Here is a 12,537-nt window from a genome sequence, read left to right on the forward strand (position 1 = left end):
CGTGGACGCTGTCTGGCTTATCCCAATATTGCCGCTTCTCTCATTCCTTATTATTCTATTCACCCGGCCGATCCTCTATCGAAAAGCCGGTTTTGTTGGAACGATTTTCGCTGGAGCTGCCTTTGGCTGTGCGCTTCTTGTCCTATTCAGTCATTTAATAAAAGGAAATCGGCTTGTAGAAACCAATTGGCTATCGATCGATACCGTAATGATTACGGTGGGATATGAAGTAAATCCATTAAATGCGTTAATGCTTGTGATCGTGACGCTTGTCAGTTTTCTCGTACATATGTATTCCATCGCTTATATGGCGAATGACGAGCGCATTGCCACATTTTTTGGGTACCTCGGTCTCTTTACGTTTGCAATGACGGGGCTTGTTCTTTCACCAAACCTTCTGCAGCTCTACATTTTTTGGGAGCTTGTAGGGGTTTGCTCCTTCCTTCTTGTAGGTTTTTATTTCTATAAACCTGAAGCAAAAGCAGCCGCTAAAAAGGCTTTTATCGTAACGAGAATAGGCGATATCGGTTTGCTCGTTGCGATTTTCTTATTGTTTTGGCAAACGGGTAGCTTTGAGCTCGATGTTATTTTTGCAGCAGTGCAAGCAGGTGACATCGCGCCATCGATGATTACACTTATCGCAATTCTAATTTTTGTTGGAGCGGTTGGAAAGTCAGGACAGTTCCCGTTTCATACGTGGCTTCCGGATGCAATGGAAGGCCCGACGCCAGTCTCAGCATTGATCCATGCGGCTACGATGGTAGCAGCTGGTGTCTATCTTGTTGCCGTGATGTATCCACTCTTCTCAAGCTCTGAAACAGCAATGACGACTGTAGCCATCACAGGAGGATTTACGGCAATTTTTGCAGCCACAATCGCTCTCGTGCAGCGAGACATTAAACGGATTCTCGCTTATTCGACGATTAGCCAGCTCGGTTATATGATGCTTGCATTAGGTGCAGCAGGTTACACAGCAGGTATTTTTCACTTAACGACGCACGCTTTTTTTAAAGCGCTTCTGTTTCTCGCGGCAGGAAGTGTAATTCATGCCGTTCATGAGCAGAACATTTTTAAAATGGGTGGGCTTAGAAAGCAACTTCCGATGACAGCAGCATTATTCTTAATCGGCTGCTTGTCGATTTCAGGATTTCCGCTTTTCGCAGGTTTTTTTAGTAAAGATGAAATTCTCATTTCAACCTTTGCCGACGGGCGATACGTTTTATTTTCGATTGCGCTATTGACGGCTTTTCTCACAGCTTTTTACATGTTCCGTTTGTACTTTCTCGTCTTTTCTGGTGACCGTTCGAGTGAAGCGAAGGAGTCTTCAAGGGTGATGTTGATTCCAATGCTCGTACTCGGGGTGCTTTCGATCGTTGCAGGTTATATTCAGACAGCCTGGTTCGGTTCGTTTCTTGGGGACTGGTTAGAAACGAGTCCATATCCAGTGGCAGTCGTTCATCACGCTGCGCCAATGTGGATTCCTATAAGTGCAATTCTTTTCTCACTAGCGGGCATTGTACTTGCCTGGATGACGTATGCGAAAAAGCGACCGCATGCAGAAGAGAGTTCAGGTGACTTACACCGCCTTTTATCAAAAGGATACTTTCTCGATGAGGTTTATGATAGGACCGTCGTAAAAGGAACGCGTGTCATCGGCTACTTCTGGGTATACTTTGATCGTTTTATCATCGAAGGAGGTGCACAGGCGCTCACAGTGCTTGTAAAACGAATCGGAAAAGCGGGATCAGGCGTACAATCCGGTCAGGTGCAAACGTATGGAACGGTAGCCTTCTCAGGTCTTGTCGTTGTCATGCTGTTAATTGCCATATTAGGGGGGTATTTCTAATGGGCTTGCTAACGATCTTAATTCTCTCCCCGCTGCTCGGCGTAATCGTGCTTAGCCTCATGCCATCAAGGCATCGATTGATTAAAATGGTTGGTATTCTTGGAACAGTGCTACCGCTAATGGTAACGATTGTTGTTTTCAGCTTTTATGATCGGACACTTTCAGGTATTCAATTCGCAGAAAGTTATCAGTGGTTTGAATTAATGACGGCAATTAGTCCAAATGAGCCATATCCGGTCACATATGATCTTGGGGTAACCGGTCTGTCTCTATTGTTTTTAATGCTATCTGCGCTTATCACCTTTCTCGCTTCACTCGCTGCCGTTCGGATTCAGGAGGGTGTAAAAGGGTTCTATATTCTCTTTTTACTACTGGAACTCGGGATTCTTGGCGTCTTTTCTAGTGAAAATTTATTTTTGTTTTTCTTATTTTTTGAAGTGACACTTGTGGCAATGTTTTTCCTCGTTGGAAAATGGGGAGGGTTTGAGCGGGAAAAGGCTGCTTTTTCTTTCCTTGTTTATAACGGCATCGGTTCAATTCTGCTTCTAATTGTCATCATTGTGCTATTCGTTGAGATGCGAACGATGAATATTAGTGAACTAACCTTTCTTTTGCAAGAAGCTGATTCTTATGAATTTCTTTCAGGGAATACGCGAATGTGGCTCTTTGTCCTTCTTCTAGTCGCGTTTGGTACAAAGCTTCCGATTGTGCCACTTCATACGTGGATGGTTCGAGTGCATGTCGAAGCTCCAATCGCAGTAGTAATGATTCATGCGGGTGTTTTACTGAAGATTGGTGCTTATGGGCTTATTCGTTTCGGAGCAGGTTTTTTCCCTGATCAGCTAAAAGAAACGGCCGTTATTCTGGCGATTCTTGGCGTTGTTAATTTACTCTATGGAGCTTTTATCGCTCTTGTACAAACGGAGCTGCGCGCCTTACTTGCCTACTCATCGGTTTCCCATATGGGCATTGTGCTCATTGGAGTGGCATCCTTTAACACGGCTGGTCTACAAGGAGCGATCTTTCAAACAATTTCACATGGTTTGATCGCAGCGCTGCTGTTCCTCCTTGTTGGCGTTATAATTGACCGCTTTCACACAACAGAGCTTGCGAATTTAGGGGGAGTAGCAAGTCAGACGCCGCTTTTCGCAGGATTCTTTCTTGCTGCAGGTCTCGCTTCACTCGGGTTGCCAGGAATGAGTGGGTTTATTAGTGAATTTCTCGCGTTTCTCGGTTTATTCGAAACGATGCCTGTCATTGGCAGTATCGGTGTAATCGGTCTGATTTTAACCGCGGTTTATATGCTCCGGGCAGTGCTGGCCGTGACGTTCGGAGAAAGAAAACCGATTTTTGATAAACAAAAGGATTTATCAGCGATGGAACTAGTTCCGTCCGCCGTTCTTCTCAGTCTCATTATCTGGATTGGTGTTTACCCTGCAGTATTGTCCAACACACTTCAAATAGCGCGTACGCTCGGGATTGGGGGTTAAGATATGGAGATCAATGAGTTACTAAACTACCAATGGAGCAGCATGATGCCAGAGTTTACAATACTGCTGACGGCAGTGACGCTATCACTACTTGATTTGTTTATGCCAAAGAACAGAGATAGAGCGATTCTCGTCTGGTTTGCTCTCGCAGGCATTGCGTTGGCCATCGTCTTTCTCATTTTTCAGCTTGATGATGGCGTTGTAACGATCATAAATCAAACGTATCGACTTGACTCCTTCGCAAAAGCATTTAAGCTTCTTATGCTCATTGGGACGGGTCTCGTTCTACTGCTAGGGATAAAAGCAAATGACCTTGATGAGGTAAAAGGAGAATATCCCTACCTCTTGCTAACAGGTTTACTTGGCGGGATGATGATGGCTTCAAGTGCAGATTTAATTACGCTTTTCGTCGGGTTAGAGCTTCTTAGTCTTTCATCCTACATTCTTGTTGGCATTCGTAAAAAGAACCAGTTAGCGAATGAAGCTGCTTTTAAATACATCGTTAATGGCGGAATTGCGACAGCCATCACACTGTTTGGAATGAGTTACTTATTTGGCCTTACAGGGGAAACAAACATTTATGAAATCCAAGCTTTAATGGGTAGCGACATTGTGACAGAGAATAGGTACATCGCTGTGTTTGCTTTTCTGATGATTTTTGTTGGTCTCAGCTTTAAAATAACAGCCGCCCCATTTCATATGTGGGCGCCGGACGTATACCAGGGGGCTGAAACGCCGATCACCGCCTATCTTAGTGTCGTTTCAAAAATTGCAGGGTTTGCGATCATGCTCAGACTCCTCATGGTTCCATTTGTTTTTGCACCTGGAACTGGAAAAGTGATTACACCAGATGGGGTAAGCTATGAGACGCTACTTGTCTCGGTTCGTCCTTATCTTGTGTTACTCGCTGTTCTTACAATCCTGATTGGAAATGTCATTGCGCTAAGGCAGTTGAATGCGAAAAGGCTGTTCGCCTATTCGAGTATTGCGCACGCCGGCTACCTTCTCGTTCCTTTAGCTGCTTTATCAGAGCTCGTCTTTGATGCCGTCTGGTTTTACCTTGCCGCTTATTTGTTAATGAATCTCGGGGCGTTTGCCGTGATTCATGCCCTAGGTGATGAAGCGAAAGAGGTAACAGTCGATTCTTTTGCCGGTTTATTTAAACGCTCTCCTTATGTCACGATTGCGATGACGATCTACCTTTTATCGCTCGCTGGCATCCCGTTAACGGCTGGCTTTATCGGCAAGTTTGAGATTTTCATGAGCGCACTAGGCACCGAGCCAAAGCGATTCGTTCTGGCGCTGGCCATGTTAACCGGAACAATCCTCTCCTATGTTTATTATTTTGGTTTATTCATTCAAATGTATTTCCGTCCATCAGTAACGAAAAAGCCAGTCGTTGCCTCAAATGGGCTTGTCGCTGTACTCGCAATCACCGCAGCAGGAACCGTTATACTTGGCGTCTTTCCTTCCGTTGCATTAACCTTTATTCACGATCACTTTCAATTCCTTGAAATCTTTAATCCCTGAAACAGCAGAGTAATCTGCTGTTTTTCCGTGTATCAAACGAAGAAAAAGGAAAATATGGCGAAAACGCCTTATTTGTGCGAGAAAAAACCGCTGATTAGGGGTAAAGTAGGATATTCATTTGTATTGAAATCTCTTATAATAGGCTATTAGATGGAAAAATGTACGTTTGTCGAATGGTGCACTTGCAGATAGGGGGGTAGATAAGATGACAGAAGCACTGGCGCAACAATCGATTTTAACGATTGTGATTAACCTGGTTTTCATTATGATTACCTGGTGGGCGTTACAAACCGTTCGGTTCGATGTCTTTTTCAAAAAACCGAACAGTCCACAGGCGAAAGTCCTCATGATCTTGCTAACCCTAAGCATCGGTTCCCTCGCAAGCAGTTTCTTCCTAGATTACTACAACTGGTCACTCCGTCTACAATATTTCTTTTAAAAACGAAAAGCGGAAACGCCCGTTTAAACCCGACAAGCGCTGGAGCCTTTTAGAGTGAACACGGTCTTTGTGTTCAATCAAAAAGGTGAAGCGACTCGAGGGTTTGGGCGTTGCAGCTAGCCAAGAAAAGCGTAAACCCCCGTTTAGTCCCGACAAGCGCTGGAGCCTTCCTGAATGAACACTTGCGTTCAATCTGGAAGGTGAAGCGATCGAGGGACTGGGCGCAGCAGCTAGACAAGAAAAGCGAATCCGCCTGTTTAAGCCCCTAGGGTTTAGACAAGCACTGGCAGCTAGAAAAACTCAATAACAGTTCATATACAGAAGCTTCGTACGGAATTTGTCGGGATCTGACTACAACTTCCATGTATGCCTTCCCCTCCCATGGTCACACTGAAAGATAAGAAGACCAGAACGGGGAGAGGGTTAAGATGAGGCTTCTAATCGGATTACTGTCCATTTTACTTCTAGCGAGCTTTTCGAATGGTACATCAGTCTCAATTGAAGATGAAACGGAAGTAAAGACTGCCGAGATGGCGAATGTTCTATTGACCCACAATTATTCTATACAAAAGTGGTCTCTTTACACACGCGAAAAAGTGAGTTTCATTCCAAAGTCGTTAGGGTACAAAGGTATTATGTCCGAGATTTCCAAAAGAGCACCAGGTTTTCAATGGGGTGATTTGGAAAAAAAAGACGGTAATGTAAAAGTAAGCGGGACAAGAATCGATTCAGAATTGGGTACGAAAGAAACACTGACACTTGTGTCTTATCCAGAAGAAAATCGCATTAGCTCTTATCTTATTTATAACATGGAAATTAAAGGGTTTTATCAGGAGGAATGGCGAACAACGTACGAACGATTTAAGGCGCAAAAGTCACAATTAGTTACGCAAGAAGCCCCAGTTTTCTCTTGTTTTGTGGGTGAGAAAAATGATACAATGAACATTGTTTTGTACAATGAAGCAGACAAGCTGTTAGGAGCTTTTTCCGCTTCAAAAGTAGAAGAAATCAATGAAGAGACGTTTGTATCTCTTTCCGCATACCATGAAGAGTGGGAAGCAGATCTCGTAACGAACAACCAGAGAATGAACATACAAATAGCATTACGTAATACAGGAATAGGCGGCGGAATAACCGCTACAATTGGCACACCAATAATTACGACTGAATATTAATATACAAATAGGACGCGGAGGGGAATACGTTGGAAAAAATCATCGTCCGAGGTGGCAGGAGATTGTCAGGCTCTGTGAAAGTAGAAGGAGCTAAAAATGCAGTCTTGCCCGTCATCACAGCATCTATTTTAGCAGGTGAAGGCACGAGCACGTTAAATGATGTGCCTGCCCTTTCAGATGTACACACGATTAGTGAAGTATTAAGCTATCTTAATGTTGAGACGCAAATAGAAGGTAACACAATTAAAGTAGACGCAACAAAACCTTTGGAAACAGAGGCACCATTTGAAGCAGTTCGTAAAATGCGAGCTTCGTTTCTTGTGATGGGACCACTTTTGGCCCGCGTGGGTCATGCCCGTATTGCATTACCTGGAGGTTGCGCAATTGGCTCAAGACCGATTGATCAGCATCTTAAAGGCTTTGAAGCAATGGGTGCAGAAGTGACAATCGGTAATGGCTTTATTGAAGCTGGTATTAAAGGAAGACTACAAGGGGCAAAGATTTATCTTGATTTCCCAAGTGTAGGCGCCACTGAAAATATTATGATGGCAGCTGTACTTGCAGAAGGTACAACGGTAATGGAGAACGTTGCTCAAGAACCTGAAATCGTTTGTCTTGCGAACTATCTTAATGCAATGGGTGCAAAAGTACGCGGCGCAGGTACTGGTACGATTCGTATTGAAGGTGTGGAAAAGCTCGTAGGAGCAGAGCACGCTGTTATCCCAGACCGTATTGAAGCAGGAACATTCATGGTAGCTGCTGCAATTACAGGTGGTAACGTATTAATTGAAAATGCTGTTTCGGAACATCTTCGTCCATTGATTGCGAAGATGGAAGAAATGGGCGTTCAGATCACTGAAGAAGGTCAGGGCCTTCGCATTATTGGACCTGAAACGCTAAAGCCAGTTGACTTGAAAACAATGCCTCACCCTGGGTTCCCTACGGATATGCAATCCCAGATGATGGCGCTATTACTTCAAGCTAAGGGTACAAGTGTTATTACTGAAACAGTCTTTGAAAATCGCTTCATGCACGTGGAAGAATTCCGTCGCATGAACGGAAACATCAAGATTGAAGGACGCGCAGCTATCATTGAAGGACCTTCTACACTTCAAGGTGCAGAAGTTTCTGCTACTGATTTGCGCGCTGGAGCTGCTTTAATTCTAGCTGGACTTGTCGCTGATGGCTATACTCGTGTTGATGAGCTGAAGCACCTTGACCGCGGTTACGTTGACTTCTCTGGGAAGCTTGCAAGCCTTGGAGCTGATGTTGAACGTGTAACAGTTGATGAGACAGCAAAGCCTGCAACAGAAGAGTCTGAGCAAGCTGTTAATGTAAAACCTAAATTTGCATAACGTGAATAAAAGAGGAGGCCATGGCCTCCTCTTTTTTATGTACAAAAAGTGGCTGTGAGGTCAATCGTTTACATATATATGGTAAAAAAACTCCGTATCTGCTTGCCGTTTCTGTTCTAAATGGTTGTCCATCTCCATACGATGATAGGGGTAAGCAATCGAGAAGGAGGCATGTGAATGAAGCGAATTGTTGGCTCACTAATTCTGTTTGCGGCGATTCTAATCCTTCTCCCATCTATTCTGGTTTTACCTTTTGGAGCAACGGAGACGAAACCACAGACTAGTGAAGGGAATCAGATGAAGAAGGAGAAAATAACAGAAGCGGTTGAAGTAGACGTACCGGTCTTTCGATCAGATCAGAAAGAAACAATAAGTATTCCGATCGAAGACTATGTGAAAGGTGTTGTCGCTGCTGAAATGCCTTCAGACTTTAATATGGAGGCGTTGAAAGCTCAGGCGCTTACCGCAAGAACGTTTGTCGTAACGAAGCTTAAAAATCCTTCTGCCAATCTTCCTGATCAAGCTGTCGTCACAGATACGATCCAGGATCAGGTATATAAGGATCAAGCACAGTTGAAAAAAGCGTGGGGAGAAGAATTTGACGAAAAGTATGCGAGAATTGAAGAAGCGGTTCAAGCAACGACCGGTCAAATTTTAACCTATGAAGGTAATCCAATCTATGCTTCTTTTTTCTCTACAAGTAATGGCTATACAGAGAATTCAGAAGACTATTGGGAAAATAAAGCACCTTATTTAAGAAGTGTTGAAAGTCCTTGGGATGTTGATTCGCCAAAATACGAAGATAAAGCAACGTTCACAGTGGCAGAATTTGAACAGAAACTTGGGGTAGACCTTTCGAACAATTCCATTGGATCCATTGAAAATTTGACCGAAGGCAAAAGAGTAGCGGAAGTTTCAGTAGGTGGGAAAACGTTTACTGGTAGAGAAATAAGAGATCTTCTCGGACTGAGGTCTTCTGACTTTACGTGGGAACGAGTGGGAGACACGATTAACGTGGTAACAAAAGGGTACGGACATGGAGTTGGCATGAGCCAATATGGAGCAAATGGAATGGCGGAAGATGGTAAGGCGTACGCTGATATTGTGAAACATTATTATCAAGGTGTCGCGATTAGTGAGATGGAGAACTACGTGACAGATTATACGGCGCAAAGGTAAAAGAAAGACCGCTACTGTTCACAGTAGCGGTCTTTTTCTGGAGAGACTTTAGTTAAAGAAGGGAAGCTTAAATTTTTTCTGTTGTTTACCTAGAAGAGCACTCCAATTTGATACAAAGGCTTCTTCTCGGAATTCTTTCTCGACGTCAATCGTTCCAAAATCCATATCCTTTACTTGTACCATTGCTTTTGATAGTGCTTCAATATTGTTTTTCTCAACGATAAGCCCATTTTCATGATCCTTTACTAAATCTCTCGGACCATATTTAATATCGTAAGCCACAACAGGACACCCGTTATTCAGACTTTCCATAATCACAAGCCCGAATCCCTCATACTGACTCGGGAGGAAAGAAGCTTTTGCTGAAGCAAAAACACCTTCTGGATCATCGGTTAATCCTTTTAACGTTACGTGGTTTTCAAGCTTGTATTCTTTAATCTGCTCTTCAAGCTTTTCTTTTACCGGTCCTTCTCCATAAATATCAAGCGTAAAGTCAGATAGCTGTTCTCTCGCCATTTGATAGGCTTCAATTAAATGATCAGGTTGTTTCACATCGGTTAACCTGCCGATAAAAACAAATTTATTTTGCTTCTGAACACTTTTGTTTTTAGTGGAAGGAGCAATGGAATGTGGAATAATGCTGATCTTTTCATTGTTAAAGATATGATGAGAGAGATCTTTTTTCTGTTCATGAGTTAACGCAACAATATGATCAACGTCATCCGCATGCTCGATCAAATACTGATAAGACGATTTGACGTCATGAATGTCTTCGCTTTGTAGGTGTGTATTGTGAAGGATGGCGATTTTCGTTACGTCATTTCCCTTCATTTCACACAATGGTTTATCAAGAAGACGAGCATCATTAATAATGGTAGAACCATCTTCTATCATGTGCTCAAGACAATAGCGGAAGAAGTCTTTTTCTGTTTTAAATTCTAGAATGTCTTGTCCACTAAAGAGATGCATGCGAATCAACTTACTTTCATTTGAACCATCAAACGTTTTATTTACATAAGCATTGCCAGCATCATCATAATAGATTTCTTCAAGCTTATTTGTCGTTCCTTGCTTGTAGTTAATCTTTCTATGGCATTTCCCAAGGCTATTAAATTCTTTTCTACAGGCCCGTTTACGGTTGTAAGGATCCATAAAGTCGATAAATTTCAAAGAGCCGTCTTCCGTATCATAGTTTTTATAAAGAACGTACTCTCCGTTTTCAAAAAAGCGATAGGCTTTATTTTTCTTTACTTCACGATACGTAAGGCCTTCTTCTTCAATTGGTTGCTCTACTTTATTACCTGAATAAGAACGATTGGCCAGATAATCGTAAATATTAATCATTTTTACCGAGCGCGGAACTTTATTCTGGCTATAGTACTGCTCGTAGATCTCTCCGTAGTATGGGTTGTAGTTTGTTGTAATAATTGTATATGACATGTCAGCTTGCTCAACTAGTTTCTTCGTGCGGTCAAGGAGGGACTTTGTTCTGCCTCCATATTGCTCAGGCAGTGTTGACGTAATCACGTAATTCATTATCTGTTAATCCCCTTTATGATCATTTTGATGTTATCAAAATAGATTTTGTTGTCAAAAGCGTATAAAGGTTATATACCCTATTGCCTAAGGAATCATTCTTACAAATAGATAACAAAATAGATACAAGAAACACTTACATATTGAGTAAAGAACTGGGTAATTAAATCAGTAATATCATGCTTTCATCTATTAAGGGAAACAAAGAAATTTCAAATCGATGCATAAAAGAAATCCCTTTGTCGAAAAATAAATAGAACTTTTTTTCATAAGAGGTATATAAATCTCGCAACCTGACCACAATGTTGCTGAGGTGATGAACAAATGGGAGACGAAAAACAACGATCTCATCCTGTTGAAAAAAGCGCTTCTAAATGGCAGAAGCTAGCAAGAAAACGTTGGATTTATCCAGCAGTCTATCTTGGTTTTGCAGCAATTGTTCTTGCAACCGTTCTATGGATGCAAGGCGGGCAAGACAATGCAAAAGATTTAAGTGGAATTGATGAAGAAAGAAGTGCCTTTGACACAAATGACGAGTCTGTTCCAGTTCTTGGTGATTCAGAAGTCTTTAAAGTACCTGCATCCGAAGATAGTGGCGTATTTGTGCAGAAACAATTCTATGACACATCAGCTAGCACGGAAGAACAACAAGCAGCCCTTGTTTTCTATAATAATACCTACTACCAGAACGCAGGAATCGACTATGCTAAAGAAGATGGCGCTAGTTTTGATGTCAAAGCCGCGATGAGTGGTAAGGTTGTGAAAGCAACGAACGACCAGTTACTTGGAAATGTTGTTCATTTAGAACATAACGATGGTGTTGTGACTGTTTATGAATCGCTTGAAGCTCTTGAAGTAGAACAAGGCGATACTGTAAAGCAAGGCGAAAAGCTTGGTACAGCTGGAACAAACACGTTTGATACAGACGCAGGTGTCCACGTACACTTTGAAGTACGTAAAGATGATGTGCCGGTTAACCCACTTGATGTGTTAAACCAGCCTTCCTCAGCAGTTGAAGCGCCAGACGCTGGTGACGAAGTTTCAAACCCATCAGCCTCAGAAGGTACTGACGTTGAAAATCAGGACAACAGTACAGAATCCGAAATGGATGCTGAGAAAGACGCCGAAGAAGATGCAAACAGTGCTGACGAGGATCAATCCGACGAGCAAAAAAGCAACGAGCAGAAATCGGACGATCAAAAATCAGATACAAAGGATTCAGAATAACAGAAGTCCCCGAGTGATCGGGGGCTTTTTGTATGGAATGATATCGGACACCATTCGACCTTTCCCGGGAAATAGCGCTATCATTCCTTATCGATTGGAAAGATTCGCTTCTTTGTGTCGGGAACACAGGTCTATTGTCATGTGGCAATAGACAGTTACTGGTAAGTTAGTCTCATTGACTTCCTCGTATGGTAGAAACATAATGAGAAGTGTATTTTAGAAAATTCAGATAATTAAACAAGAAAGGAGAGACTACTTATTTTATACGTGTTGCTAGCTGCTGCTATAGTCTGTTTAATTTTTACAATCAAAAAGCGAAAAGGCGTATACTTACTAATCCCAATTGCCCTCATGGGAATCTATTTTATTATTGAGATTGCTAGAGTTCCGCTTGGCTTTGTCGAAACAATCGAACTTATTTTTAACTTAAAATAGTTAGGAGGTTCACTTATGAAAAAGATTGATAAGAAAATGGCAGATGCTTACTTTCATGCGAGAGTAAGGTTGATTTCGATCTTACTTTTTTTCTGGTTTGCCGTGTCTTTTGGAATGGTACTGTTTGCTGAAACGCTTGCGCAATATACGTTTAACGGATTCCCGCTTCATTATTTTATGGGCGCGCAAGGTTCGATTGTTGTCTTTATTATTCTATTATTTGTTAACGCTTACATATCGGACAGAATTGATCAAAAGTATGGGTTAGTCGAAAAGAGAGTGAAAGCAACGAAAGGACAAACCTTACAATCATAAGGGGGATAAG

10 protein-coding genes are annotated in these 12,537 nt (G+C 42.3%); 9 read left to right on the forward strand and 1 reads right to left on the reverse strand.

What is annotated here, in order from left to right; all coding sequences use genetic code 11:
- Nucleotide 1: 1 nt before the first annotated feature.
- The 7 genes from nuoL (at nucleotide 2) to spoIID (ending at nucleotide 9,014) form a co-directional block, all read left to right on the forward strand.
- Nucleotides 2-1,846: an NADH-quinone oxidoreductase subunit L gene (nuoL, locus tag PQ578_RS01110; protein ID WP_273831802.1), complete on the forward strand. Its 1,845-nt coding sequence runs from the start codon at nucleotides 2-4 to the stop codon at nucleotides 1,844-1,846.
- The gene (locus PQ578_RS01115; RefSeq protein WP_273831803.1) at nucleotides 1,846-3,336 is read left to right on the forward strand and encodes a complex I subunit 4 family protein; all 1,491 of its coding nucleotides are present in this window, start codon (nucleotides 1,846-1,848) and stop codon (nucleotides 3,334-3,336) included. Before nuoL ends, PQ578_RS01115 begins: the two co-directional genes overlap by 1 nt.
- A 3-nt stretch (nucleotides 3,337-3,339) precedes the next feature.
- Entirely contained in the window at nucleotides 3,340-4,866 is a 1,527-nt protein-coding gene (gene nuoN, locus PQ578_RS01120) for an NADH-quinone oxidoreductase subunit NuoN (protein ID WP_273831804.1), read from the forward strand.
- Nucleotides 4,867-5,071: 205 nt separating this feature from the next.
- Nucleotides 5,072-5,305: a DUF1146 family protein gene (locus tag PQ578_RS01125; RefSeq protein ID WP_098445370.1), complete on the forward strand. Its 234-nt coding sequence runs from the start codon at nucleotides 5,072-5,074 to the stop codon at nucleotides 5,303-5,305.
- A 428-nt stretch (nucleotides 5,306-5,733) separates the two neighbouring features.
- Nucleotides 5,734-6,480, forward strand: a complete 747-nt coding sequence (locus PQ578_RS01130; RefSeq protein WP_273831806.1) for a YwmB family TATA-box binding protein — start codon at nucleotides 5,734-5,736, stop codon at nucleotides 6,478-6,480.
- 29 nt (nucleotides 6,481-6,509) lie between these two features.
- Nucleotides 6,510-7,835, forward strand: a complete 1,326-nt coding sequence (gene murA, locus PQ578_RS01135; RefSeq protein WP_273831808.1) for a UDP-N-acetylglucosamine 1-carboxyvinyltransferase — start codon at nucleotides 6,510-6,512, stop codon at nucleotides 7,833-7,835.
- Nucleotides 7,836-8,012: 177 nt separating this feature from the next.
- Nucleotides 8,013-9,014 carry a stage II sporulation protein D gene (spoIID, locus tag PQ578_RS01140; RefSeq protein WP_273831810.1) on the forward strand — a complete coding sequence of 334 codons (1,002 nt, stop codon included), beginning with the start codon at nucleotides 8,013-8,015 and terminating at the stop codon, nucleotides 9,012-9,014.
- Nucleotides 9,015-9,062: 48 nt separating this feature from the next.
- On the opposite strand, the gene PQ578_RS01145 is transcribed toward spoIID, so the two are convergent.
- Complete coding sequence (locus PQ578_RS01145; RefSeq protein ID WP_273831811.1) at nucleotides 9,063-10,550, reverse strand: glycosyltransferase; 1,488 nt, start codon at nucleotides 10,548-10,550, stop codon at nucleotides 9,063-9,065.
- Between the two features lie 324 nt (nucleotides 10,551-10,874).
- Here PQ578_RS01145 and spoIIQ point away from each other — a divergent pair, with 324 nt between their 5' ends.
- Nucleotides 10,875-11,777: a stage II sporulation protein SpoIIQ gene (gene spoIIQ, locus PQ578_RS01150; RefSeq protein WP_273831812.1), complete on the forward strand. Its 903-nt coding sequence runs from the start codon at nucleotides 10,875-10,877 to the stop codon at nucleotides 11,775-11,777.
- A gap of 450 nt (nucleotides 11,778-12,227) precedes the next feature.
- Nucleotides 12,228-12,527, forward strand: a complete 300-nt coding sequence (locus PQ578_RS01155; RefSeq protein ID WP_098445364.1) for a DUF4212 domain-containing protein — start codon at nucleotides 12,228-12,230, stop codon at nucleotides 12,525-12,527.
- The last annotated feature ends 10 nt before the right edge of the window (nucleotides 12,528-12,537 follow it).

The sequence above is a fragment of the Guptibacillus sedimenti genome, assembly GCF_028610665.1.
Classification (GTDB): domain Bacteria; phylum Bacillota; class Bacilli; order Bacillales; family Guptibacillaceae; genus Guptibacillus; species Guptibacillus sedimenti.